This is a genomic window from Neobacillus dielmonensis (assembly GCF_000612665.1).
GTDB classification, from domain to species: domain Bacteria; phylum Bacillota; class Bacilli; order Bacillales; family Cytobacillaceae; genus Neobacillus; species Neobacillus dielmonensis.
This window is the reverse complement of sequence record NZ_HG942081.1, coordinates 37015-63233: the sequence shown is the minus strand read 5'-3', so window position 1 is coordinate 63233 and position 26219 is coordinate 37015. Positions and strand designations below refer to the sequence as shown.

28 protein-coding genes, 1 pseudogene and 1 riboswitch are annotated in these 26219 nt (G+C 42.4%); of the genes and pseudogenes, 10 read left to right on the top strand and 19 right to left on the bottom strand.

What is annotated here, in order from left to right; genetic code table 11:
* Positions 1 to 403: 403 nt before the first annotated feature.
* Genes BN2425_RS19940 through narI form a run of 4 tightly spaced genes read left to right on the top strand, consistent with a single transcriptional unit; the run spans position 404 to position 6829 of the window.
* Complete coding sequence (locus tag BN2425_RS19940; RefSeq protein ID WP_042463231.1) at positions 404 to 4084, top strand: nitrate reductase subunit alpha; 3681 nt, start codon at positions 404 to 406, stop codon at positions 4082 to 4084.
* Positions 4074 to 5540, top strand: a complete 1467-nt coding sequence (narH, locus tag BN2425_RS19935) for a nitrate reductase subunit beta (protein ID WP_042463229.1) — start codon at positions 4074 to 4076, stop codon at positions 5538 to 5540. The genes BN2425_RS19940 and narH overlap by 11 nt, the downstream gene beginning before the upstream one ends.
* Positions 5541 to 5588: 48 nt before the next feature.
* A complete protein-coding gene (gene narJ, locus BN2425_RS19930; protein ID WP_042463226.1) occupies positions 5589 to 6185 on the top strand; it encodes a nitrate reductase molybdenum cofactor assembly chaperone in 597 nt (198 codons plus the stop codon).
* The gene (gene narI / locus BN2425_RS19925; protein ID WP_042463223.1) at positions 6140 to 6829 is read left to right on the top strand and encodes a respiratory nitrate reductase subunit gamma; all 690 of its coding nucleotides are present in this window, start codon (positions 6140 to 6142) and stop codon (positions 6827 to 6829) included. The genes narJ and narI overlap by 46 nt, the downstream gene beginning before the upstream one ends.
* 76 nt (positions 6830 to 6905) lie before the next feature.
* Here narI and BN2425_RS19920 read toward each other — a convergent pair whose 3' ends face one another.
* Entirely contained in the window at positions 6906 to 7148 is a 243-nt protein-coding gene (locus BN2425_RS19920; protein WP_042463221.1) for a hypothetical protein, read from the bottom strand.
* Positions 7149 to 7284: 136 nt separating this feature from the next.
* The gene (locus tag BN2425_RS19915; protein WP_042463218.1) at positions 7285 to 7713 is read right to left on the bottom strand and encodes a MarR family winged helix-turn-helix transcriptional regulator; all 429 of its coding nucleotides are present in this window, start codon (positions 7711 to 7713) and stop codon (positions 7285 to 7287) included.
* Between the two features lie 139 nt (positions 7714 to 7852).
* On the opposite strand from BN2425_RS19915, the gene BN2425_RS19910 reads away from it, so the two are divergent.
* Entirely contained in the window at positions 7853 to 8359 is a 507-nt protein-coding gene (locus tag BN2425_RS19910; RefSeq protein ID WP_042463216.1) for a CarD family transcriptional regulator, read from the top strand.
* Positions 8360 to 8414: 55 nt separating this feature from the next.
* On the opposite strand, the gene BN2425_RS19905 is transcribed toward BN2425_RS19910, so the two are convergent.
* From BN2425_RS19905 to BN2425_RS19895, 3 genes are all read right to left on the bottom strand, one after another.
* Positions 8415 to 9578, bottom strand: coding sequence for a YecA family protein (locus BN2425_RS19905; protein WP_042463213.1), 1164 nt, complete (start codon positions 9576 to 9578; stop codon positions 8415 to 8417).
* Positions 9579 to 9682: 104 nt separating this feature from the next.
* Positions 9683 to 10519 (bottom strand): hypothetical protein, encoded by an 837-nt coding sequence (locus BN2425_RS19900; RefSeq protein WP_052352976.1) that lies wholly within the window; start codon positions 10517 to 10519, stop codon positions 9683 to 9685.
* Positions 10520 to 10557: 38 nt separating this feature from the next.
* Positions 10558 to 11031: an Hsp20/alpha crystallin family protein gene (locus tag BN2425_RS19895; RefSeq protein ID WP_042463210.1), complete on the bottom strand. Its 474-nt coding sequence runs from the start codon at positions 11029 to 11031 to the stop codon at positions 10558 to 10560.
* 173 nt (positions 11032 to 11204) lie between these two features.
* On the opposite strand from BN2425_RS19895, the gene BN2425_RS19890 reads away from it, so the two are divergent.
* Genes BN2425_RS19890 through BN2425_RS19875 form a run of 4 tightly spaced genes read left to right on the top strand, consistent with a single transcriptional unit; the run spans position 11205 to position 12242 of the window.
* Entirely contained in the window at positions 11205 to 11441 is a 237-nt protein-coding gene (locus BN2425_RS19890) for a hypothetical protein (RefSeq protein WP_154663567.1), read from the top strand.
* 32 nt (positions 11442 to 11473) lie between these two features.
* Entirely contained in the window at positions 11474 to 11725 is a 252-nt protein-coding gene (locus tag BN2425_RS19885) for a hypothetical protein (protein WP_042463207.1), read from the top strand.
* 11 nt (positions 11726 to 11736) lie between these two features.
* Entirely contained in the window at positions 11737 to 11970 is a 234-nt protein-coding gene (locus tag BN2425_RS19880) for a hypothetical protein (RefSeq protein ID WP_042463204.1), read from the top strand.
* Positions 11971 to 12005: 35 nt separating this feature from the next.
* Positions 12006 to 12242, top strand: a complete 237-nt coding sequence (locus BN2425_RS19875) for a hypothetical protein (RefSeq protein ID WP_042463201.1) — start codon at positions 12006 to 12008, stop codon at positions 12240 to 12242.
* Between the two features lie 41 nt (positions 12243 to 12283).
* Here the strand turns inward: BN2425_RS19875 and BN2425_RS19870 are convergent, their stop codons facing one another.
* A complete protein-coding gene (locus BN2425_RS19870; RefSeq protein WP_154663566.1) occupies positions 12284 to 12607 on the bottom strand; it encodes a hypothetical protein in 324 nt (107 codons plus the stop codon).
* Positions 12608 to 12684: 77 nt separating this feature from the next.
* Positions 12685 to 12786: riboswitch (SAM riboswitch) on the bottom strand.
* Positions 12787 to 12939: 153 nt separating this feature from the next.
* On the opposite strand from BN2425_RS19870, the gene BN2425_RS19865 reads away from it, so the two are divergent.
* Entirely contained in the window at positions 12940 to 13464 is a 525-nt protein-coding gene (locus BN2425_RS19865) for a hemerythrin domain-containing protein (RefSeq protein ID WP_042463196.1), read from the top strand.
* Between the two features lie 540 nt (positions 13465 to 14004).
* On the opposite strand, the gene BN2425_RS19860 is transcribed toward BN2425_RS19865, so the two are convergent.
* From BN2425_RS19860 to BN2425_RS19805, 13 genes and pseudogenes are all read right to left on the bottom strand, one after another.
* The gene (locus tag BN2425_RS19860; RefSeq protein ID WP_042463193.1) at positions 14005 to 14562 is read right to left on the bottom strand and encodes a TetR/AcrR family transcriptional regulator; all 558 of its coding nucleotides are present in this window, start codon (positions 14560 to 14562) and stop codon (positions 14005 to 14007) included.
* A gap of 352 nt (positions 14563 to 14914) precedes the next feature.
* Positions 14915 to 15216: pseudogene (locus BN2425_RS23605) on the bottom strand (DUF3231 family protein).
* A 199-nt stretch (positions 15217 to 15415) separates the two neighbouring features.
* Entirely contained in the window at positions 15416 to 15862 is a 447-nt protein-coding gene (locus BN2425_RS23405; RefSeq protein ID WP_406603210.1) for an AMP-binding enzyme, read from the bottom strand.
* Positions 15863 to 15920: 58 nt separating this feature from the next.
* On the bottom strand, positions 15921 to 17051 hold the full coding sequence (locus BN2425_RS19845) for an AMP-binding protein (protein WP_264757823.1): 1131 nt from the start codon (positions 17049 to 17051) through the stop codon (positions 15921 to 15923).
* An 11-nt stretch (positions 17052 to 17062) separates the two neighbouring features.
* Entirely contained in the window at positions 17063 to 17851 is a 789-nt protein-coding gene (locus BN2425_RS19840; protein WP_042463190.1) for a tyrosine-protein phosphatase, read from the bottom strand.
* A 66-nt stretch (positions 17852 to 17917) separates the two neighbouring features.
* On the bottom strand, positions 17918 to 18322 hold the full coding sequence (locus tag BN2425_RS19835) for an acyl-CoA thioesterase (protein ID WP_042463188.1): 405 nt from the start codon (positions 18320 to 18322) through the stop codon (positions 17918 to 17920).
* A gap of 59 nt (positions 18323 to 18381) precedes the next feature.
* On the bottom strand, positions 18382 to 18942 hold the full coding sequence (locus BN2425_RS23400) for an AMP-binding enzyme (RefSeq protein WP_264757822.1): 561 nt from the start codon (positions 18940 to 18942) through the stop codon (positions 18382 to 18384).
* A gap of 11 nt (positions 18943 to 18953) precedes the next feature.
* Entirely contained in the window at positions 18954 to 20009 is a 1056-nt protein-coding gene (locus BN2425_RS19830; protein ID WP_264757821.1) for an acyl-CoA synthetase, read from the bottom strand.
* Positions 20010 to 20075: 66 nt separating this feature from the next.
* Positions 20076 to 20846, bottom strand: coding sequence for a 3-hydroxyacyl-CoA dehydrogenase (locus BN2425_RS19825; RefSeq protein ID WP_042463186.1), 771 nt, complete (start codon positions 20844 to 20846; stop codon positions 20076 to 20078).
* 85 nt (positions 20847 to 20931) lie between these two features.
* Positions 20932 to 22083, bottom strand: a complete 1152-nt coding sequence (locus BN2425_RS19820; protein ID WP_042463184.1) for a thiolase family protein — start codon at positions 22081 to 22083, stop codon at positions 20932 to 20934.
* Positions 22084 to 22121: 38 nt separating this feature from the next.
* Complete coding sequence (locus BN2425_RS19815; protein WP_264757825.1) at positions 22122 to 23273, bottom strand: CaiB/BaiF CoA transferase family protein; 1152 nt, start codon at positions 23271 to 23273, stop codon at positions 22122 to 22124.
* Between the two features lie 40 nt (positions 23274 to 23313).
* Positions 23314 to 24846, bottom strand: a complete 1533-nt coding sequence (locus BN2425_RS19810) for a class I adenylate-forming enzyme family protein (RefSeq protein ID WP_042463179.1) — start codon at positions 24844 to 24846, stop codon at positions 23314 to 23316.
* A gap of 199 nt (positions 24847 to 25045) precedes the next feature.
* Positions 25046 to 26191 carry an acyl-CoA dehydrogenase family protein gene (locus tag BN2425_RS19805; RefSeq protein WP_042463177.1) on the bottom strand — a complete coding sequence of 382 codons (1146 nt, stop codon included), beginning with the start codon at positions 26189 to 26191 and terminating at the stop codon, positions 25046 to 25048.
* Between the last annotated feature and the right edge of the window lie 28 nt (positions 26192 to 26219).

Below are 26219 nucleotides of genomic sequence, written 5' to 3'. Positions count from 1 at the left end.
ACCCCGCAGGCGCTAAAGCGCCGAGGAGGCTCCCCGGCACGCCCGCGGAAAGCGAAGCACCTGGAGCGGAAATCAATAGGCCCCATTGCAGGCGATAATCAATTCTAAAAATCATATTTTAATTCAAGTAAAATGAAAAATTGCCGAGAAAAATAACCTTTCTCGACAATCTGAGCTGACTAATTAGTCAGCTTTTTCATTTTCTCCACTAATTAATAGCCACACCCCCGCCCTCTTCACAGGCTCCTCAAAATATGTCGATTTTGTGTCTAATGTTCAAAATGTGAAGTACTTAACAGTTTGGTATTTATTCTCATTGATACAGTTAAACCAGATAAACATTCACTCCTGTAATTGACCCGAGTTGAATCAATGAGAGAACCATAGCAAAGGAGAGATTTTGATGAAGAAAAAACGATCACCCTTACAAAATCGTTTAAAGTACTTAACTCCTATTGAAAAACAATCCAACAACCATAGCCAAACCACGTATGAAAACCGGGATTGGGAACGGGCATATCGGCAAAGATGGCAGCATGATAAAATCGTTCGTTCCACTCATGGTGTCAACTGTACCGGTTCATGCAGCTGGAACATTTATGTAAAGGATGGCATTGTGACTTGGGAAGGTCAGCAGCTTGACTACCCGTCAACAGGACCGGATATGCCAGACTTTGAGCCGCGCGGCTGTCCGCGAGGAGCCAGTTTTTCCTGGTATATTTACAGTCCGCTACGTGTCAAATATCCGTATGTACGCGCAATCTTATTAGAAATGTGGAGGGAAGCCCTTAAGAACTATTCCAATCCATTAGACGCTTGGAAAAGTATTGTCGAGAATCCTGAAAAGGCAAAAAGCTACAAACAGGCCCGCGGAAAGGGCGGACTTGTGCGCGCAGACTGGTCTGAAGTCCTGAAACTCATCTCGGCTTCTCTTTTATATACAGTCCTTAAATATGGACCAGACCGAAATGTCGGATTTTCGCCGATTCCCGCCATGTCCATGCTCAGCCATGCAGCCGGCTCCCGATTCATGTCGCTGATTGGCGGCCCGATGTTGAGCTTCTACGATTGGTATGCGGACCTTCCCCCTGCCTCCCCGCAAATTTGGGGTGATCAGACCGATGTGCCTGAAAGCAGTGATTGGTACAATTCCGGCTATATTTTAACTTGGGGCTCTAACGTGCCGCAAACACGGACACCGGACGCTCACTTTTTAGCGGAAGTCCGCTACAAGGGCACCAAAGTCGTTTCTGTAAGTCCGGATTATGCCGAATCGACGAAATTTGCGGATGACTGGATGAAAGTCAAGCAAGGCGCAGACGGAGCACTTGCCATGGCCATGGGTCATGTGATTTTAAAAGAATTCTACGTCGACCATCAACACGATTATTTCATTAACTATGCAAAGCAATATACCGACTTCCCGTTTGTCGTCACATTGAAAAAAGATGGCAGCACATTTGTCCCTGACCGGTTTTTAAATGCCGCCGACCTTGGTAAAAACCTAGGAAATGGTAAGTTTAAACCAGTCTTGTTCAATGACATAAATGGCCGATTATCAATCCCAAATGGAACAATGGGGGCTAGATGGGAAGATAAAGCGAAATGGAATCTAAAAATGCAGGATGAAGAAACCGGTGAGAGCATTCATCCTAGATTATCTTTCCAAGGGATTGAAGAAGAAATCACAACCGTGAAACTCCCTTATTTTTCACATGAAGGAAATGAGATTTTATACCGTAAAGTTCCAATGAGAAAAGTGGAAGTCAACGGCGAAGTCTTTTATACGACCACGGTATACGATTTAACACTCGCAAACTACGGTGTGGACCGCGGTTTCGGAGGAATGGCAGCGAAGGATTATGATGAATCGACACCATTCACGCCGGGCTGGCAAGAAAAAATAACCGGCGTTAAGAAAGAACTCGTCATCCAGATTGCCCGTGAATTTGCCCAAAATGCCATTGATACCAATGGCCGTTCGATGATTATTGTGGGAGCAGGAATCAACCACTGGTTTAACTCAGACACGATTTACAGAGCAGTGCTAAACCTCGTGCTTTTTGTCGGGGCACAAGGTGTCAATGGCGGCGGCTGGGCCCATTATGTCGGCCAGGAAAAACTTCGTCCGGCAGAAGGCTGGCAAACCATCGCGAATGCAAAAGACTGGTCATCATTGCCGAAATTACAAAACGGTACCTCCTTCTTCTATTTTGCAACCGATCAATATCGGTACGAGGAGCAACCCGTCAGTGAGCATATTTCGCCTTTATTTAAAAAGGCGCGTTATGACAGCTATGCCGATTACAATGTAATGGCAGCGCGGCTCGGATGGCTCCCTTCCTATCCAACCTTTAATAAAAATGGCATTGATTTATATAAAGAAGCAACAGATTCCGGTGCGAACACTTCGGAAGAAATCGGTAATTATGTGGCAGCCAGCTTAAAAAATACACAATTACAATTCTCGATTGAAGATCCCGACAGTCCCGTCAATTTCCCGAGAAACTTGTTTGTCTGGCGGGCCAACTTAATTTCCAGCTCCGGCAAAGGACATGAATACTTCCTGAAACATTTATTAGGCGCAACCCACGGCCTGCTCAATGACGACGAAGATAGCTTAAGACCCGAAGAAATCACCTGGCGTGACGAGGCACCTGTAGGAAAGCTGGATTTGCTCATCAATTTAGACTTTAGAATGGCGGGTACAGCCCTCTACTCTGATGTGGTTCTCCCAGCTGCCACCTGGTATGAGAAACATGATTTAAACAGTACGGATATGCATCCATTCATCCATCCATTTAATCCGGCCATCTCGACACCATGGGAAGCTCGATCCGACTGGGATATCTTTAAATCAATTGCCAAAGCTGTTTCCGACATGGCAGCAGAACTGGAGATGGGACCCGTTAAAGAAGTGGTGGCGACACCGTTGCAGCATGATACGCCGCAAGAACTTGCCCAGCCGCTTGGCATAATTAAGGATTGGAGCAAAGGGGAATGTGAACCGATTCCTGGAAAAACAATGCCGCAAATCCATGTGGTGGAACGGGATTACAAACTGATATACGACAAAATGACGTCGCTCGGACCTGGCATTCACAAGGCCCCTTACGGAATTAAAGGCATCAACTGGTCGGCAGCGGAAGAATACGAAAAGCTAAAGAAAGTTCTTGGTACGGTTCGAGGCGGTGTGGCTGACGGCTGCCCAAACATCGAGTCAGCCAAGAGTGCAGCGGAAGCGGTCCTGACCCTCTCCTCCACTTCCAATGGAAAAATGGCGGTAAAGGCCTGGAAAGCGTTGGAGAAGCAAACGGACCTAGAACTTGCGGATTTGGCTGAAGAACGCGAAGAAGAATGCTTTACGTTTGCGCAAATTACCGCCCAGCCGAAAACGGTGATTACCTCCCCTGCCTTCAGTGGCTCGGAAAAAGGCGGCCGGCGTTATTCGCCGTTTACCACCAATGTGGAACGGTTGATTCCGTGGCGGACGATTACCGGCAGACAATCTTTTTACGTTGACCATGAAATGATGCAAGAATTTGGTGAAGCGATGGCCACCTTTAAGCCGATTCTCCAGCCAAAACCATTTAGAAAAAATCGCCCGGCCGTAGAAGGCAAAGAAATCATTTTAAACTATTTAACACCGCATAATAAATGGTCAGTTCACAGCATGTACTTCGATTCTCAGCCAATGCTCACCCTATTCCGCGGCGGCCCTACGGTTTGGATGAATAAAGATGATGCCGCTGAAGCAGACATTAACGATAATGATTGGATCGAATGCTTCAACCGAAATGGTGTCGTTGTCGCTAGAGCGGTTGTCTCGCACCGGATTCCAAGAGGGATGGCGTTTATGCACCATGCGCAAGATCGGCACATTAACGTGCCTGGCACGAAATTAACTAATAATCGCGGGGGCACCCATAACAGCCCAACCCGTATCCATGTAAAGCCCACCCATATGATTGGCGGCTATGCACAGCTAAGCTATGGATTTAACTATTACGGCCCGACCGGAAATCAGCGTGATTTAAATGTAGTGATCCGAAAACTGAAGGAGGTAGATTGGCTTGAAGATTAAAGCGCAAATTGGAATGGTCATGAATTTAGATAAATGTATCGGCTGCCATACCTGCAGTGTCACCTGCAAAAATACCTGGACGAATCGTCCAGGTGCAGAATATATGTACTTTAACAACGTCGAAACCAAGCCTGGCATCGGCTATCCAAAACGCTGGGAAGACCAAGAAAAGTACAAGGGGGGCTGGAAAATCAAAAACGGCAAACTCCAATTAAAGTCTGGTTCCAAAACAAATCGCTTGCTCAATCTGTTTTACAATCCTAACCTTCCGGAGATCGACGATTATTACGAGCCTTGGAATTATGATTATGAAACACTGACCAACAGCCCGATGCGCAAAACCCAGCCAGTCGCCCGCCCTAAGTCATCTCTAACTGGCGAATTCATGGAGGTTCTTTGGGGGCCAAACTGGGAAGATGACTTGGCCGGAGGACATATCACCGGGTTAAAAGACCCAAATGTAGAAAAAATGGAAAACCAAATTCGCACCGAGTTTGAAGACGTGTTTATGATGTATCTTCCAAGAATCTGTGAACATTGCATCAATCCATCCTGTGTCAGCGCCTGTCCGTCAGGAGCGATGTACAAACGGGATGAGGATGGCATTGTTCTAGTGGACCAAAATGCTTGCCGTGCCTGGAGACATTGTGTGTCTTCCTGCCCTTATAAAAAAGTTTATTTTAACTGGCAGACCAATAAAGCAGAAAAATGTACACTTTGTTTTCCTAGAATTGAAGCCGGTCTGCCGACGATTTGCTCGGAAACCTGTGTGGGCCGAATTCGTTACCTGGGCGTCATGTTGTATGATGCCGACAAGGTTCAGGAAGCCGCCATGGCGGAAGAAAAAGACCTTTACCATAAGCAGTTGGAAGTATTTTTGGACCCGCATGATCCTAAAGTGGCTGCCAAGGCCAAAGAAGAAGGCATTCCCATGGAATTTATTGAAGCGGCGCAAAAATCCCCAATCTATAAAATGATTATGGACTGGAAGATTGCCCTGCCGCTTCATCCGGAATATCGCACCCTGCCAATGGTATGGTACATTCCGCCGTTAAGCCCGATTATGAACATGTTTGAAGGGGTTGGCAGCACTTCTAGCACCGAGGACATCTTCCCTGCGATCGATCAGATGCGGATTCCAATTGAGTACTTGGCAAACCTGCTTACCGCTGGTGATGAAACCCATATCCGAACCACCCTGAAAAAGATGGCCGTAATGAGAACCTATATGAGAAGCGTCCAAACCAACAAAACACCTAATTTCGCAGTTATTGAAGATTTAGGCTTAACCGAACAGGATATTCAAGATATGTATCGCTTGCTGGCGATTGCCAAGTATGAAGACCGGTTTGTTATACCTGCTTCCCACCGTGAGGAAGTGGCGGATCTTTATAGTGAGCAAGGCAGCTGCGGACTGGCTTTTGCCGGCGGACCGGGTGCCTGCGGAACCCTTTAACGGGTTCTGCCCCCTTTTTATAACTCAACTGAAAGCAGGTGAGGAACCATGAATCACGAGGATATAAATCCGGTTTTTCAATATTGTTCCATTTTATTAAATTATCCAGATCAAGATTTTCAAGATATTCTTGCAGAAGCAGCTGAAGAAGCTGGTAACCTATCATTCTTTGAAGCCACCAATGAACTTCAGCAATTTCTAGAAAAAGCAAGGGCCTTGTCCCCTGTCGACTTGGTTTCCATCTATGTCAATACATTCGACTTTGGCAAAAAAACAAATCTGTATGTTACGTATTTGACCAATGGAGAACAACGCGAAAGAGGCATGGACCTGCTGTTCCTAAAAAACTATTATAAAATCCATGGATTCCTAGTTACCCACAAAGAGCTTCCTGATTATCTTCCGGTGATGCTAGAATTCGCCGGCCTAGTAGACCTTGCGACCTCTAAACCTATTTTGGAGCGATACTATGATCAAATTAAAGAAATTGCCGATCACTTGGATCCAACGCATAACTTATATGGACATATATTTAAAGCAATTTTGCTTGCGATGAAGAGTGCCGGCATTATCAAGCTTGTACGGAGGAGTGAGGAAATATGTTCGAACAATTTTTATGGGGCGTGCTCCCTTACATTGTCCTGACGATTTTTATCGGCGGACATATATACCGCTACCAACATGACCAATTTGGCTGGACATCCAAATCCAGTGAACTTTTGGAAAAAAAGCTGCTTCGTCTCGGAAGTAATCTTTTTCATTTCGGAATTTTGTTCGTCTTTGGCGGCCACGTCATGGGTCTGCTGATACCAATTGACGTGTACGAAGCACTGGGAGTTACAGAGCATCAATACCATACAATTGCCCTCATCGGCGGTATCCCTGCAGGGCTTGCTGCGGCCATCGGGATTCTCATTCTGCTGTATCGCCGGATGACAGTTCGCCGTTTGATTGTCACCAGCACAACGGGAGATTGGCTTACACTTGTATTTCTAGTGATTGTCATTCTATCTGGTCTATCCGCAACGTTTTTAAACATCGATCCCAATGGATTCGATTATCGAACCACGATCGGCCCTTGGTTACGCAGTGTGCTTACGTTTCGTGCCAATGCTGACTATTTGAGTGCGGTTCCAGTATGGTTTAGGATTCATATTTTGGCTGTATTAGGAATCTTTGCGGCTTGGCCGTTTACCCGCCTTGTCCATGTATTTAGCGTCCCTGTCCGTTATTTGTCGCGCAGCTATGTAATCTATAGAAAACGGACGCCTAAACAGAATCATATTTAATGGAAAAGGCATAAACTTTAGCTTTGCACCATTGGTTTATGCCTTTCTATTTTCTGCTTTTTAGCACCGTGCCAATCTATACGTAATGTATCCCTGCTTGTTTAATATTGTTGATATCATCTGATCCGCAAGGTGTTACAGCATAGGTCATGCCGCATTTTGGACAGTCCATAATCACTGTTTCCAAGGTAAATGTTTCGCCACAGTCGCAATGAATCTTGTGAGGAACTAATGGTGCTTTACCTTGTTTTCCTTTGCTTTTCACATGGTCAACGACTGCTTTTCCATCTTTAAGTCTTGATGAACATCCACAACTCATAATAGTAACCTCCAAGGATTTTAGAAGTTTGTATATTTAAGATAGCATAGAAAAACACTAATCCATGGTGATAAAAATGAAACCATTGTGAACTTCTCTTCTCCTAAATGGTGAAGCAGGAGAACCTCCCCCTGCTTCACACTCCCCAATCTAATCTTAGGATTTCTTTTAGCTGGACTAATTTTTCTGCTCCGATTTGATTAACGATTTTATTGATAATGGTGGCTTTTAGGGATTCGTTTTTTTCATAGCATTCTTCTCCAAATGGTGTAAGTTGAAGGCGTTTATCTTTTTTGTTATTTTCTACGTTGCTTATTTCGACTAGTCCTTTTGCTTCTAAGCTTTTGATAAACTTATGGGTTGCTTGGCGTGATATATCTACATTTTTTGAAACGTATGCTATAGTTGGCTGTTTTTTATATATTCTCGACATGATATACCATTCTGAGTTTGAAATGTATATGTTGCTGTTGTCATTCCATAAATCCTCTGCTAGTTTTCGCAATTTGCCATGACGTTCACTGATTAGGTCGATTACGTCTAAGTGCTGGATTTCAGGATTCATTAATTTCACCTCTATCTTTATAGGCCTACTATACAAAATCGCCCTTGCGACGTCAACTTAGTTGACAAAACATCAAATAAACACTATACTCTAGTAAACGTCAACCCAGTTGACAACTTAGAGTATAGGAGTATGAGACATGTTCAATATTGGGGATATAGTCATCTATTCAATGCATGGTGTTTGCCAGATCGAAGACATTTGTGACAAGACCATTAACGGTGTAACCAGAACCTACTATGTATTGCATCCACTCAAAGATAATGGCTTAACGATTAGTACTCCTGTCGACAATAAAACGATTGCTATGCAAGATATTATCAGCATAAGTGAAGCAGAGCAAATTTTAGATTCCTTCGAATTACCAGGAGTGGACTGGATTGACAATGCCAATCTGCGGGAACAAACCTTTACCAACATTGTTAACACTAGAAACCGCATGGAAATTGCAAGAGTACTTAATACATTAATGCGAAAAAAACATGAAACTGAATTGACCGGTAAAAAACAGAGTGAACATGACCGCAGACTCATGTCATCCATCCAAGGCGTCTTATTCAAAGAAATGGCCATCGCATTGAACACCACTTTTGATGATATCATTCAAAAGGCAACCAGCAAGTTAAGCATCCAACTAACAAAATGAACATAGCGAAAAGGCGTACCTTAATTAACGATCAGATACGCCTTTTTAAACGTTTTTATTTTCCGCAGCACTTTTTATATTTTTTACCGCTTCCGCATGGGCAAGGGTCATTGCGGCCAACTTTGTTGTCATTTCTCACAGGAACGCTATGCAGCAGGTCTCCTTGTTTCGGTTCCTCCCTAAAGTCCATTTCCCGCTCCAGCGCTCCTTGTCTCCAATATTCCATGTCTGGATGCTGCTCCCCAATGATAGAATAGTAACCATAGACCACCTGTTCAATATCCACAAGGCTGGAGAAGTATTCCTTGTTCATATGCTCGGAGATTTCCGGCAATGCTTCTTTTGACAGTTGATGGCAGAGTGCTTCAATCAGCAAATCTTGATCTTCTTCCTCATCTGTGGTCCGGTAGGCCTCCCTTAATGTCCCAACAGCAAAATCTGATTTGATATTTTCGACAATTGAACTGGCAAAAATGAGCGATTCTGATCGTCTTAAATATGGCGCTACTTCTTTTACCACCTCATCTGATTGGAAACGAATTAACACATCAGCCACTTCTTCTAATAGAACATCCTCATCACGGGTCAGCAAACCTGCCAGCACAGGGATATATTGATCTAAGTTCATTAAACCAATCATGTACACAGACAAAATTCCCTTAAAAGAAAACCATGATTCCTTTAAATCTTCTTGAATTACTCTGTCAATTTCCTCCGCTGTCATCCAGCCATTATCAACCAGACATTTTGCCAATTTTTTTGCTTTCACAAATTGTTCATGTTCGTAGGAAGGCGCATGCTCGAGCTTATCGATGATATTTTGATAGGCTCTCATTACATTTTCCTTCGTACCGGATGTGATAAGTTCGTATAATGTCCAGGTATCCTTTGGCAGATATGGTTGTAACTGCTCCTTATATTTTAGTGCGAGTTCCACATCTACCTGATTGAACAGATTTATCGCTAAGTGAGTCATTGCCTTTTCCATTTTAGGGATGTTTTCAAGCAGAATTTTAATCGCTTCCTCATTGATGATCTGATGGTCCACATAAATGAGAATCGAGGTCAGCTTGTCTTTGTTCTGAAATGCTTCTTTAAGCAATTGAACGGTCCACTCTTCTGGAACACTTGGAAAATCATGAAGGGCGTGCAGAACGGTTTGTTGAACTAAAATATCTTCACTCGTTAAGTGAGGTTTGATTGTTTCTAAAAATGTCATACGGTATAAATCCTTTCGCTATAACTTTTAAAGCTAAATCTAAAGTCATTTTACCATAGCTAAAAAATCCAAACAAAAAGGACTTACACCAATCTGTAGGCCCTTCATTCCATGTCTTCAAAAGAAGAATCATCAACTATTTGGATATTGGTAAATTCTATATCCGTTTCTTCAGTAGAATCCTCTTGGTCTTCGAATTCTGGTTCTTGCCCGCTGGGTTGCTTTTGGTACATCTGTTCTTTCATCGCCTTCATTTGCGCGACGTCTTCCTGAATTTGTTCGGTTACCGCCTTGGGTACTACATCTTTGCCATAAGTCGCACCTATGTTGAGAGCCCCGCTCAATTCCTTAATTCCCAATTGGGCAAAATTGTTGTTTTGTTCATATTTATCTAAAAATAGTTTATCAATATAGAGCGTTTTAAACAGGGGTTCCTGGTTAGACTCTTGGGTTTCAGCTTTACTAGTCTGATTGCTTAGTTCCGCAAGTTTATGTGATAAATCAGTCATTTGTTTCAAAATCACAGCTTGTACTTCATTTAACAATAAAAAATTTGTTTCAAGTGCTTTCATCTTCTCTTGGATAGCGGACATACCATGCTCTTCCCTGGATTCATTCTGATTGGGGGAGCTATCTTGAAAGGACGAAACCGCCGTTTGGATATGATTCAATTTCTGTTCCAGACCCATTACCTTTCGCAGCAATTGGTCATACTCCTTTTTATCCACCAGCGATTCCGAAGGAAATGGGTCCATACGCCGCTCCACCTCCCTCTCCCCCTGATTCATTCTAAGCAGTAGCGGACGGGCCTGTTTTTCAAACTGCAGCAATTGCTTGACCTGAACCTCCAGTGCATTCATTCTGGTAACATGCCGCTCGTCCATTTTGTTTTCAGATTTTCCTTGGTCTTTGTTTTGGTTGAATAAATTTTTTATATCCATTCCCCTTCACCAAGCTTACTGTATATTTTTTTTAAAATCTATTCTATTTCTACATATTCCTCGTTTTTGAATTGACGCTTATAGGAAATGAAGAGGAGTCCACTATGAAATTTTGCCGTCAATTCATTTGAAGAGACTGGTTCAGGAAGCTCAATGACACGCTGAAAGTCTCCTTGGTGTCTTTCTTTTAGTACCGGCGTTCCGGGGTTCATTTGGCCGCCTGTGCCTTTGATCATTAATTTCGTTCCTGCCAAAGATAACTGGAGATTTTCCTTTCGGTATCCTGCCAGGTTTGAAACAATTAGAACCTCATCATCCGTCAGGTAAATGTCGGTTGGGGGAAAGCTTTGCTTTTGGCCCGTTGAACGCTCGGTACCAGGTGGTGGCGGGAAATCTTGCACCTCCTTCATGAAATCATTCACGGAGGCCTGCTCAAAAATACTGTTCCAAAAGTCACCAGACTGATATTTTTTAGCCAACTCCAGCCATTCCATAAGGTGCTTCATGTCCATGTTGGATTCCCCCTTTCGATGCCAGCCATAGCTCGTACTTTTATGTGTATCATTAAATCATATTTGACTTCTGTCAAAAAAATTCATATGATGCGTCCGGACTTCACTCCATACGCTAACATAATTTATTTTAATGGCGCATACTCTGTAAAAACAGGCTTGGAAGGAAATGAATGAGGATGAACTTTTTACCTACTAATATAACGATTAAGGGAATCAAGTTGAATAATGTCGACCATTTAAGCTCGGTGTCTTTTTCTTCTACGATCAAAACCAACCGCAATGTTTGCGCCAAGAAAAGTCAGGGGTTTGGGCAGCAATTGGCAGACCTAACACTTAGGTCCCATACGATCCATTCTACCAATGACAATGATTTATATGATGTTTATTCTGAGAAAAACAATCGATAACTTGAAGACCGGACAGAATGAGGAGGGGTTTCATGAACGGGCCAGTTCCCTATATTAATATTAATATCAACATCATTAAAGTAAACTCCTTTGAGAATGCATCTGCAATTAATGTTGGTCAAAACCTTTTGGCAGAATGGCATAATTCAGATAAAAAAAATCAGGGGTTTGGCCAGAATATGGGCGATGGAAGTCACTTTCTCGGGACTCGAAGCTGTGTTGATGACCGAGACCAAATTGATTCCGCTTCCTCTTTCGCATCCTCGCCGATTCCGATTCCATAAGGGGTGGCATAATGGTTTTTGCACCGATTTCACTGAATATGCTGGGATTTAAGATAAATGCCCTTGACCACGGGGCAGTTGTCAATTTAGGCCCTAGCCAGCAAAATGATTTGTTTGTTTCTTATAAACGAAGCCAGGGAATTGGCGAACAAAACGGTGACCTTTCGCCTACCCTGCTTACGGTATCCTGGGTGTCGGACATGGATGTAATCGACAGTCCTACCGTTAAAAATAGCGTCTTATGATGTTTTTTCATAAATGAGAGGGAGTGTTGGATTTTATGATATTTGTTACACCGATGGCAATTAATCTCCTGGGGTTTAAAATTAATACAATGGATAATGGGGCGATTACTAATTTGGGACCGATGCAGATGATTGACCAGTTTGTATCCTATAAACGAAATCAGGCCGTCGGGGAGCAAAACGGCGACCTATCCCCGATTAACGTCCCTGTCTCCCTTGTCATTGATCCCGATGGCACAGATAGTAATACGATTAAGAATAGTGTTATATAAAATCAAAAAAAATGCAGGTCTGATATGGCCTGCATTTTTCTTCATAGTACATAATTTATGTAATTTCCATGGCCTCTTTGAATCGGGAGACCTTGATTCTCCAGTTCTCTCCAAACCCTCCGGTCCAGGGCAAATGCCCCCATTTGTTGTAAAGCAGCAATTTCCTCTTCAGGAAGCGGAAGATAGTAATCCTGGTCACCCATTTTGACGATAAATTCATAGTTTTTCAACTTCAAAACGAGGACTTCATATTTTTCATCCCATTCTTTCAGCTGGCCCTCCACACAATTGGCCACATGAAGCAAAAATCGTTCCGTACTGTAATTCTTGGACATCAAGCCTCGGGCAAATCCGCTAATGTTCATTGCTATTCCTCCTTTTTCTCCGTCCGCGAACAAATAAAACAACCCCCCTTGCCTTGAATGCAAAAGGGGCTGCCGCCGTTTTATAATTCAAAGCATTAAGCTTTGCTGGTTGGAGCACCTTGCACTGCTGTAGGTTGCTGTGACATCATCGAGCCAGTTCTCTCCGCCACTCTTGATACCTATTTATAGTATTATTTTACTATAAAAATAAGAAAATAAATATCTTTTTTAGCCGGATCCATAAACATGTGTTTTTAGTGATTTAAGTCACTATAAAACAATTTCGATTTTTATATAGTAATAGTATAAATAGTTGAAAGGGGATTTGAATCATGCAAGGATGTCATAGTGGATTAATTGGAAACGGACCGATCACACTTTCAGAAGGATTAAATCAATTAGTTAGCGAGCATACTTCATTAAGGAGTTGTTTAGAAGCTTTATTCTCTCTATGTAATCAAGTGGAGCAAGAACCAGCAGGAACAGACTTTGAAAAATTGTTCACGGAAGTGAGAGAGTTTTTCACAAATCTTGAATTCCACTCGGAACGTGAGGAAGACTTTTTATTCCGGATGATGGAAGTCTACCTTGGAAAAAATGGCGGGCCTATTTCTGTAATGGAATATGAACACGAGCAGGCAAGAAGTTTCATCAATGAATTCCTCAAAAACGCTGAGAGCCAAACAGTTCTAACAACAGACGAGAAAATTCAAAATTCGAATTTGATTAAAAATGCCTACTATACCCTGTTAGACCATTTTATGAAAGAAGAACAGGTCCTCTATCCAATGGCGGAACGGATGTTGACGGATGAAGAAAAAGAAATATTGCTCCAAAAGGTTTCCGAAACCCGCTAAATTGTGAGAAAAACAGCCCAATCCTAAACAAGATTGGGCTGTTTCTATTTCTCCGAAAAGTTCCTTGTTGTATTTTTGCTTTATCTCATAATAGGACTTACTTCCTTATCGTTCGTTCATTGATTCAAATTGTTTCATCATAATGTTTAATAACAATATTTTAAACCAACCACAGCAATCGTTGGGTAAAGTAGTAACCAGGGGTAATGAACCATGTCAAATATGTTCTGCCCAATCATGTCACTCCCTTCCCAGTAACCGAGATGGACGCTTCCTCATCTCTTTGAACTCCGCCCTTGATGCTTCCCTCGATAAAGACTTTGAAGACTCCCAGGTAAATGAATAATATGATGGTAGAAATAGTTTGCTCCATATAAAGTATATGAAAACGGCTTATAAAAACAGGGATTAATTGCAACATTTCCTAAAATAAACCAATGTTTCCAGACATGTAATGCAGCAGACACTAAATAATAGCAAAAATCCCTTAATGGGAAGTTTGAATAACGCTGAGACAAACCGTAAAATACCCATACAACCTCACTTTTTCAACATATTTGGTAATAGATTGAGGACTGTTTTCAAGGGATCGCTTGTTTTTTGGGTTAAGCAAAGCATGATTCCCCCTTCAACCGACGCCGTCATCATCAGAGCAAGGGAATCCGCATCTGCTTTTGAAAATCCATCTGCTTCCAGCTTTGCGGCATAAATCCGCTGCATTTCTATGTATAAGGAATTGACTGCGATACGCACTGGTTCATTTAGTGAACCTAATTCGCTGATAATACTGGCAAACGTATACCCTGTCAACGTATCTTCTTTGTCAAACAAGTAGATTAATTTTTCAATCAGTGCGTATGTCGCTTCATGGGCGGTTCGATATTGGTTAAAGATATACTCAATGTCCTCCGTAATGACCTTTTCTATTGACTTTAGGCATGCAATCAGTAATTCTTCTTTTCCATTCGGAAAGTGGTGATAAAATGATCCTTTAGAGATGTTGCATGTTTGTAATATTTCGGTGATCCCCACACCCATATATCCCTTTTCTTGGAATAGTGCTGTTGCAATGTTGATAATTGTCGTTTTCGTATCCATCCAGTAGTGCCCCCTCCATTCCGGCCATTTCCTTAATACTTTATCAAAAAAGTTTCTATTTTTTATACTTTTGTTATTTTAACCAAAAAAATAGCTGATGTCACATGTTACTCAGCACACCATGCCAAGATATTGTTTTTCTTTTTGATAATGGTGACTGGTTGCAGCACACGTTGATTTTTTACTTCATATTGAATCTTTAACTCTACTTATTCCTTGTAAAATTATATCATTTTAGGTGGAAAACGACCTTTTGCGGATATGGGATTTCAGGGGGAATAAGGGCTAATCCTTTTTTTACTAATAAATCAGTAGCCTCAGTTTTTAATTCTAAGTTAGATGTTAAACATTTCTAATAAAAAGAATGGATTTCCTGCCGGTAGACATTTTGAAGCACCCTGCCATAAGTGACTAATCCACCCTTCGACATATTGTGTATGTATTTTACGTAGAAAATGTCAGTGAATAACCGCTTAGCGTTTAAATTAACATCTTGATCCGAGAATGCTTGTGTATTGCGATTTTCTCTTTGGTGAAAATATCTCGGATGATTACAGTGTGCTGCTGCGCTAAATCCAATTCATGGATTACCAGTTTTTTAATTTCTTCATCTTCAATGTTTTGAAGGAAATACTTATTCGCACAAATGGACATGCTATCTGCCAAATAGTAGTCCATAAATATGCCAATTCAGCAGAAGTAAGTTTTAAGTGTTGATGATTTATTTCCATTTGGTGACCTGCCCGAGCTTACAATATTATGTGATTTTCCTAAACTAGGAAAATATAATTCCGTTAAAAACTCAGCAGGGTGTCCCCATTGGAGACACCCCTGCTGTTTATCCCATATTTTTTTACCCGTTAGAATCAATATGGTTTTCCACCGTTAGTTCACTAATGACAGCACCTTCTTTTTCTTGTTGAATTAATTTTGTTCGCAAAATCTTTCCTACTGCTGTTTTTGGAAGTTCATCTCTAAAATCAATCAATCTAGGAACCTTATATCTCGCCAGATGTAGGTTGCACCAATCTTCGACTTCTTGTGCTGTTAGTGTAGCATTTTCCTTTAGAACAATCGCCGCTTTGACTGTCTCCCCGCGATAAGGGTCGGGAACGCCGTACACACATACTTCCCTGACAGCCGGAAGTTGATATAAAACCTCCTCAATTTCTAACGGGTAAATATTGAAACCACTTGCAATAATCATATCCTTTTTTCTTCCAACAATATAAAAATATCCATCCTCATCCATTCTTGCCAAATCACCCGTAAAAAGCCAACCGTCCCTGAAAGTATTCATGGTTTCTTCTTCATTTTTCCAATATCCCTTAGTAACTTGTGGACCTTTTACAATAAGTTCACCGGTTTCCCCAACAGGCAATTCTATTGTACCAGTAGCAATCCACAATCCGGCAATCTGTGCTTGGAACTGGTATCCCAATTGAGCCTGGCTTTCGTACACCTTGGCTTGGATTTTTCGTCACCATCGTCGTCGCTTCTGTTAATCCATAAGCTTCGATAATAGGTGCGCCCGTCTTATCCTCAAAACTCTTCATGACTTCAACCGACAATGGCGCAGAGCCGCTGCTGCATGCTTTAATCGATTTTAAATCATCCTGCGAAAGGTTTGGATGGTTTAGCAGTGCAATAAACATGGTGGGTGATCCGCTAAAAGAGGTTGGTTGAAAGTTTCTGATCGCTTCCACGACCACATTCAAATCAAATTTGCTAATCGTATAAAAAGTGCCACCCCTAAAAATATTGGTCATCATTCCTGTTAAACCCATCGCATGGAACATTGGCGCGATTCCAATGTTTCGGTGCCATGAACCTTCACTTGCTACCCCTACACTTGATTCTTTGTTTTGATAAAGATTACTAATGACATTATAATGGGTAATCATTACCCCTTTAGGCCTTCCAGTGGTGCCTCCTGTATATTGCAAAATGGCAATATCCTCTTTCACATCCATATCGATTGCTGGCGGTGGATTCTTCCCTTTTTCGATCCATGCCTGAAGGCTATCACTTTCGACTAGTTTCCCCTCGGCAATGATAGAAGTCAATTTATCTTTATATCCAATTTGTTCAATCTTTTGAATTTGGAAGCGATTACAAACCAACCAATTTGTCTCGGAATCTTCCAAGATATACTGCAATTCTCTCGGTGTATATAGTGGATTCACTTGAACAACCGTACCTCCTAAACGCTGCACGGCAAAAAAGGAGACAATATATTCCAAACAGTTTGGCAGCATAATGGCAAACCTGTCTCCTTTTTGAAATCCGGTTCCAGCCAGGGCTGAAGCAAAACGATCAACAGCGTTTTTGAGTTCGGAGTAGGTCATTTCTTTTTGATTATCAATGACGGCAACGTTCTCTGGATAAAGTTTTGTTGTATCAGAGAGCAGGTCATAGATGGAATCAGCAGGAGGGGAAATTTCATACGGAACTTGTTCTGGGTAAGAAAAAAGCCAAGGTTTATTCAAACTATTCACTCCTATTCTAAACAATAGTTTTTTATGTTTTCCCTATCCTTTTCGGCTATTCCGAATTCTTCTGCAATATACGAGTCAAAATCACCATAGTTGCTAATAATTGCGTTATAGGCAGCATGAAGATAATCTTCTCGTAGTGGAAAAGCATCGGTAAATTGTTTATATTCTTCTGGAGTAAAAAATTTCTGGACTTTTTCAAAAGTAGTTTCATAACGTTCTGCTAGTGTCAGGTTGGACAGCAAGTAATCATCCAATACAGTTTCGTAGGGTACACCCATTGTCAGCAATATTAACATGGCACCTACTCCCGTTCGGTCACGGCCGGCCGTACAATGGTGGACTAAAGGCAGGTTTTCTTCCGGGCTTTTTAATAGTGCCATTACTCTTTTATAGGATGGATTCCGTATCGGCATCTCAGTATAAATCTTCAGGAATCTTTCTACGGTAAATTGGCGGTAATAGTCCGTATGAAAGCCATCGTTATTACCAGCCATATTCGAGGCAATATTTTCTTCGCTTATGGCGGCAATCCTTTCTAATACGACAGAACCTAAAGGCGGATCGGGCTTCCGTTCCGCCTCCTTTTGTCTGCGATAATCAAATACCCGTTTTAATTGGAGGGTTTCTATAAAGCTTATATCTTCGGCAGTTAATGCGGTTAATTCTGCTGCCCGAAACAGGATTCCCTTTTTAACTTTTCTGCCATCTATCGTCGCTAGTCCGCCCATATCACGGAAATTCACTGCTCCACTTAGTGGCAGGAGACACTCCGGCATTATTTTTCCCTTCATTTGTCCCACCGCCTTAAAAAACTGATTCTCCCATTTTCTCCAGCACTTGTATAAGACAATTTTTCGTTATTTCCTGGCACATTTGTAGTGACGGGCAATTTCTTCGATGACAGGAACACCTTTTCTTGTAGCTGTATTAAACATGACAAATGATTTCGTTGCTTCCGTAATTAGGATGTTGTCCTGATTATAAATCTCTTGTTTTACTGTGAAACTTTTGTTGCCCACATTCATTAGTGTGGTCGTCACCGTCAGTGTATCACCTAATCTGGCTTCCTTAAGGTAAGTAATATCGAACTTTAGGACGACCGTGCCAAGATCTTGTTTTCTTAGCTCTTTAAAATCTACCCCTGTCTGTCGATACCAATCACCCACCGCTCTTTCAAGAAAAAGAATATATTTCAGGTAATTAACATGGCCAAGCTGGTCGATGTCATCCGGCGCTACCTTAATTATTGTCGATGTCTGCATTCGTTTCTCCTCTTTTCATCTTTGTTAAACCATGATTGGATGGTTGGCTCACTTTTTGGTTAGTTTCTAATAGATTGAAGGCTCTGTTTCAAAATGTACCGCTGGATTTTTCCACTTGGTGTCTTAGGAAGGTTTTCAACAAATTCCACTTCTCGTGGATATTGATGTTTTGATAGCTTACTTTTTACAAAAGAACGTAACTTTTCAGCTAACTCGGTGGATGGTTCAAAACTTGGTTTTAATACTACATATGCTTTTACAATTTCTCCTTTCAATGGATCAGGTTTGCCTACCACAGCAGCTTCAGCAACAGCAGGATGTTCCAAAAGGCTACTTTCTACTTCGAAAGGACCAATTCGATAACCAGCGCTAGAGATGATGTCATCCGCTCTTCCTTGGAACCAATAATATCCTTCACTATCTTTACTAGCCAGGTCCCCTGTCAAAAACCATATTCCCATTAATTTTTCTTCTGCTTTCTTAGGGTCATTCCAATAACCAAGAAAGAAGTAGGGGAATGCTGTTGTATCCACAACTATTTGGCCAACATCGCCAACTTCAACCGAATCCCCCTGCTCATTCAATAGATTTATTTTGTAACCCGGAGTCGGAAGACCCATCGATCCCGGTTTTATTTCATATCCGTGGCATTATAGTTATTTACAATCATTCCTGTTTCAGTTGAGCCATAATGATCATAGATTTCCCGTCCAAAGTTTTCTTTGAAAAAGCGGACCACTTCAGCATTGAGTGGTTCCCCTGCACTTGAGAACTTTTTTACATTGAGTGCGTATTTCTTAACTATGTCGGAACCTGCCACCATCATCATTCTGTAAGCCGTTGGGGCATAGGCAAAGTTGGTCACTTTATATTTTTGAAGTAATTGATAGTATTTTTCCACTTGGAAAGGCCCTTTATAGACCACTATCGATATTCCTAGAGTTAAAGGGCAAAATGTACAGTTCATCAAGCCATACGCCCACCCCATATCGGCGCCACCGATGAACGTATCATGATCCTCTAACCCCATTGAATAACGAAGGTACGGGTAGGTGCTTATAATGATTTTGTGCGCCCAAACGGCTCCTTTCGGCATCCCGGTTGATCCTGAGGTATACTGAATTACGCTGGGATCCATAATCGATGTAGACTCTGTTTCATGCTCACAGGAAAACATTTGAATAAACTCCAGGAAGGTTTTTCCGTTTCCTGTTAACCCATCAGTTAATAGCAGTTCGCATGAGATATGTTGGCCATCTAATTTCTTTGCCTGCTCCTTATTCGTCACTAAGATTTTGCAATCGGCATCTTGTAATCGATAAACGAGTGCTTCCGGTCCGAAAGCCGTGAACATCGGCACATAAATTGCTCCAATTTTCCATGTGGCTAAAACTGTTAGAATAAGTTCCATATCCTTTCCCAATAGACCAGCTACACGATCACCTCTTTTCACGCCAAGTGACCGGAGTGCATTCGCCATCCTATTAGATTGCTCTTTCAGCCGTAAGTAGGTCCATACATCCTTATTTCCGTTTTCATCCTCCCAATAAATGGCTACCCGATTAGGGTCATCCGCCCATTTATCACAGCACTCATGTGCGATATTAAACCTCTCATGAACATTCCAATCATAGGTTTTCACGACTGCTTCCCAAGAGAAATCGCCCATTAGTTCTCCATAGTTCAAATTTGTCACCTCGTAATAACATTTGAAAAGAACCTCCATTGTTGACCATTGGAGGTTCTTTTTGCTTTACTTCGGCTGCATCCGAATTCCACCATCGAGGCGGATGGTTTCACCATTTAAATATGGATTTTCAATGATGCTTTTTGCCATGTGGGCATATTCAGTGGAACGTCCTAATCGAGGTGGGAATGGAACCATTGCCCCCAATGCCAAGCGGACTTTTTCCGGAGCACCGGCAAACAATGGCGTATCCATGAGTCCTGGGGCAATGGTCACCACCCTGATTCCATGTCTGGACAGATCGCGAGCAATAGGTAATGTCATACCCACGATACCGCCCTTAGACGCGCTATAGGCACCTTGGCCCATTTGTCCATCGAAGGCAGCAACAGAAGCTGTGTTGATGATGACACCTCTTTCTCCTTCCTCATTTGGTTCATTTTGTGTCATTTTTTCCGCAGCCAAGCGGATTACGTTAAAGGTACCAATTAAATTTATCTGAATAACCCTAGTGAAAGTGCCGAGATCATGTGGCTTATCTTTGCCAACTGTTTTTTCTGCTGCGCCAATACCGGCACAGTTTACCGCCACATGGATGCTGCCAAACTTTTCTATTGTTTGGTTAAGAGCACTCACGACATCCGCTTCGCTAGTAACATTTGTTTTTACATATAAAACCCGCTCAGAACCTAATCTTTCGACTAATGCCGCGCCTCTGTCTTCTTGCAAATCAAAGATAGCGGCATAACCCCCGTTTTCAACAATCGTTTCAACAGTTGCTTCTCCTAGACCTGAAGCACCTCCTGTAACAACAGCAACACTGCCATTTACTTTCATAATAAAAGCCTCCTCCATTTAAAAGTTTTTAAGATTCCTTGTGGACGATCCAATATTTTAACCTCTACTGTGTTAGAAAAATAGATTAACTAATTCTTTCAATAATAGTGGCGTTGGCCATTCCTCCGCCTTCGCAGATTGCTTGAAGACCGTATCGTCCGCCGGTTCTTTCAAGTTCATGCAGCATGGTAATCATGAGACGGGCACCGGAACCACCTAATGGATGGCCTAAGGCAATCGCCCCGCCATTTGGATTTAGTTTATCAGCATCTGCATTTAGTTCGTCCAGCCAGAGCAATGGAACTGGGGCAAATGCCTCGTTTACTTCATAAGTATCCATCTCTTCAATGGTTAGGCCGGCTTTTTCAAGAACTTTTTTCGAAGCGATGGAAGGACCTGTTAGCATGAGTGTCGGGTCAGAACCAACAACGGAACGGGCAACGATGCGGAAACGTGGCTTTAGACCAAGCTCCTCTGCTTTTTCCCGTGACATTAATAGGAGGGCTGCGGCGCCATCACTCATTTGGCTGGAATTTCCGGCGTGAATTTTCCCATCCTGTGTAAATGCAGGTTTCAGGGAGGCCAGTTTCTCCAAAGATGTATCCTTTCTTGGTCCTTCATCCTTTGTTACCACTACTGTCGAGCCATCCTCGAGTTTTACTTCAATTGGCATAATTTCACGATCAAATCGGCCTTCTTCCTGTGCTTTAATTGCCTTAAGGTGACTGTGAAGCGAAAACTCGTCAAGTTGACTACGACTGTATCCCCATTTTTCTGCAATCCGCTCAGCTGATAACCCTTGATGAATCATTTCATATCTTGAAGTCAATTCTTCACTCCATCTCGATTCCCTACGGGTTGCCCCCATCGGGATTCTCGTCATGCTTTCCACTCCTCCGGCAATGACCACATCCATATCCCCGCTCAAAATAGCTTGTGCTGCAAAATGAATGGCCTGTTGGCTGGAACCGCACTGACGGTCAATGGTCGTTCCTGGTACGTGAATAGGAAAATCGGCCATTAAAGCAGCGTTCCGGGCTATATTCAGTCCTTGCTCTTCCACTTGCATGACACAGCCTAAAATGACGTCTTCGACAATGCCTGGCGAGATACCCGCGCGGTTGACTAATTCCCTAAGAACTTTTGCAGCCATTTCATCTGGCCGGATTGAACTGAATACTCCCTTTCTTTTTCCAACCGGGGTACGAACTGCTTCTACAATGACAACCTCTCTCAAATTCCATTCCTCCTAAAATTTAATAGCTTTCTAAACGTTTATTCTTTCACAGGGTTAATTAGTACCCCTAATTCTCTTAAAATCTCTTCATTATGTTCACCAAGTCCGGGTGCCGGACGAGCTGTTTTGGCCTGTGTTCTTGATAGTTTAATGGGGTTTGCTACTTGTCTCATGCTTCCAATATCAGGGTCATGAATTTCCTCTATCATTCCCCGATGTCTTATTTGCGGGTCATTTATCATTTCTTCTACCGTTAAGATAGGCGCTACACAGGCATCGATCCCATTAAATCGTTCCATCCATACATTTAATGTTTCCGTAGCAATCACGGCTTGAATCTCTTTTTTAAGTAATGCCTGCTGATCGGGAGGTGCTTCTAGTTTCGAAATGAGGTCTTCTCTCCCAATCACATGACAAAAGTTTTTCCAGAACTTAAATTCTAGAGCCCCCACCGAAATAAACCGGTTATCTTTCGTTTCATATGTCTCATAACAGGCCAGGCGGCCGTTTAATACGAGATCCCCGCGTTTTGGGAGCTCACCTGTAGCCAAATAGGCCGGCAGAAACGTTTGCATCCAGGAAACGGCTCCATCTAACATGGAAATGTCTATAAACTGACCTTTACCTGATTTTTTCGCCTCTATGATTGAAACGAGAATTCCGATCACACCCATTAAGGACCCACCGCCAATATCTCCTATTTGTACGGAAGAACTGACGGGTTTTCGATTTTGTTCGCCCTGTAAGTCTAGCAATCCGGAATAACTAAGAAAGTTAATATCATGACCCGGAATATCCTTATAAGGCCCGGATTGGCCGTAGCTAGTAATGGCACAATAAATTAACTTTGGATTATATTTTTTCAATTCCTCATACCCAAGTCCGAGGCGGTCCATTACGCCAGGTCGGAAGGACTCAACCAGAACATCGGCAGTTTTGGCCAATTCAATAAATATCTGTTTATTATCCTCTTGTTTTAAATCAAGGGTTACGCTCCGTTTATTGCGATTTAAGGAATGAAACATGGCACTAGCATCACCAATTTTTGGTTCTCCCCAGCGTGTGTAATCACCAAGTTTGGGGTCTTCAATTTTAATTACATCAGCCCCAAAATCAGCTAACATTAACGTACAATACGGCCCCGGCAAAAGCCGCGTTAAATCCAAGACGCGTATCCCCTCTAAAGGCATTGTCATTCTAACTCATTCCCTTCCAAACAAAAAATCCTACCTATTTTACTGTTGTAGTAGTTTTGTAGTTTTCTCGTAATTGATATTTTAAAATTTTCCCTGAGGCATTCCGTGGCAGTTGGCTGGTTTGATAGATGATTCTTGGAATTTTATAGCCTGCTAGCTCCTGTCGGCAGAATTGTTGCAAGTCTTCTTGTTGAATCTGTTTGCCTTGCTTAGGTACAATCACAGCCGCTACCGTTTCCCCCCACACTTCATGGGGAACCCCAATGACAGCCGCTTCCAGGATATCTGGATGTTTGTAAAGAACATGTTCAACCTCGGTTGAATAAACATTTTCTCCGCCAGAGATAATCATGTCTTTCTTCCTGTCTACCAAGGTAATATAGCCGACATCATCGATTTGTGCGAGGTCGCCGGTATAGAGCCAGCCATTTCTCAGCACTTTTGCCGTCTCTTCGGGCTTTTTATAATAGCCCTTCATGATGTTTTCACACTTGATAATAAACTCCCCAACCTCACCCGGTTTGACGTCCTCACCATTTTCGTCAACCACTCTTGCGTCTGTCCCATAAGAGGCTCTTCCAGAGGCACCAAACTTTGTTTTGTGTTCTTCTGGGAGCAGAAAGACCCCGCCAGGACCGCCTTCCGTTTGGCCGCACATATTATAAAATTGGTCCGTTTGAAACAACTCCATTGATTGCTGCAAAAGGGCTGTCGGCATCGGTGCCGCACCATATCCGCACCGTTTCACGCTCGATACATCGAACTGTTCCCGATTAGGCACCTGCAGCAAAAAGTTATACATGGTCGGTACGCCAAAAAATAGGCTGATTTTGTATTGATCAATATCCTTTAAGGTCTGTACCGGATGAAAGTCCTGCCGAACAATTTGGGTACATCCAAGAAAGGTCCCGGTGACCAGGAATAAATTCAGCTGTGCACAATGGAATAGCGGGGCGATATGCAGCAGTTGGTCTTCTGGCCCCATTTTAAAGGTAATAATGGTTCCAAGAGCTACATGAAGGACGCGGTGATGGTCCAAAACCACGCCTTTAGGCTGTCCGGTTGTTCCAGAGGTGTAAAGAATTTCGGCATCATCCGATTCCAAAACCACCCGTTCAGGGTTATTGGTAACGGAACTCTGATACTCAGACAAGAGAATTTGATTCTCTTTTTTATTCGAACCCACAATAACTTGTAGTTGGATTTTGTCGTTTCCATCAGAGGCTTTTTGAACGACCTCTGCCAAGTCCTCGTCGGCAAATACGATTATTGAATCTGAATCGTCCAAAATATAACTGGCTTCCTTGGCGGTTAGCCGGAAATTGACAGGTACTGCTACCCCACCCGCTTTTAATATCCCATAATAAATAAAACAGAATAGATCTGAATTTTTCATCATCAAGGCAACCTTATCACCTCTTTGAACTCCGGATTGAATGAGGGCATTGGCAATTCGGTTCACCTGTTCGTTATATTCCTTATAGGTGTGTGCCCTATCATTAAAAATGATCGCTGGTTTGTTTGGATGGTATCTTGCATTCCGTTCTAGTGGTTCAAAAAGATTCACTTCACTTCCCCCTTTACAATTTTTTTAATGCAGAAGAGTAATTCCTAATTTCGGTGGACCATTAGGGCTGTTAACAACTAGTCCGGCTTTTTTTCTGGGTGTTCGGTCGTTACTATAAAGGCATTCTTCTAATTAATTGCTAGAATAAAAGTAGTTGAAGGACTAAGCAACCCAATCCCTTTTTTCACCCGACAATGTTTTATAGCCCCAAGTTTTTAGCAATAATCGTCTTCATAATCTCATTGGTGCCGGCATAAATGGAACCCACTGCCACATCCCGGTATCTTCTGGCAATCTCGTATTCTTCCATATAACCGTAACCTCCGTGGAGCTGCATACAGTCACTTGCCACACTCTTTGCCAAATCGGTCAACCACCATTTCGCCATCGACACTTCGTTGACGACATTTCTCTTGGCCATATGATCAGCGATTAACTGGTCGACAAAAGTTTCACCAATTTTGATCTTGGTGGCCATTTCCGCAATCTTAAACTGGGTGTTTTGAAATTTGCTGATTGGCTTGCCAAAAGCCGTCCGCTGCTTCACATAATCAATGGTCAACTCCAGCATATGTTTACATCCAGTAATGCTGCCAATCGCCAGCATCAAACGCTCCTGCTGTAATTTTTGCATCAGGTAATAAAAACCCTTTCCTTCCTCGCCAATTAAATTATCTTTAGGAACCACAGCATCCTCAAAAATTAGTTCAGAGGTATCATTGGAATGCTGCCCCATTTTGCGAAGCTTTTTCCCCTTTCTAAAACCAGGCGTTCCTTCTTCTACCACGATTAGGCTGATTCCTTTGTGCCTGGGTGTTGCATTGGGGTCTGTCACGCAAACAACAATAACGAAGTTGGCGGAGTACCCATTAGTAATAAAAGTTTTCTCCCCATTGATAATATAATGATTTCCGTCCTTCCTAGCCGTCGTTTTTACCGCAGCCAAATCGGAGCCTGTTCCTGGTTCGGTCATCGCAATTGCCGAAATCATATCCCCACTGACCGCCTTGGGCAGCCATCTTTGCTTTTGTTCCTCAGTAGCAAATTCGCCAATATAAGGAATGACGATGTCATTATGAAGACCAATTCCGCCAGCCCCAGCTCCAACTTTATCCAGTTCTTCGGTAATGACCACAGAATAGCCAAAATCTGCACCCGATCCGCCGTATTTTTCCTCTACCCACGGGCAAAGGAAGCCTTGTTCACCTGCTTTTTTCCAAAATGACTTAGGTACCTGCTTGGATTCTTCCCATTCTTCAAAATAAGGATAAGCTTCCTTTTCTAAGAATTTTCTGAACGACCTTCTAAAAATTTCATGCTCTTCTGAAAGGTATGGTTTAGCCATTAGTAAAATCTCCTCATTTTAAATTCTA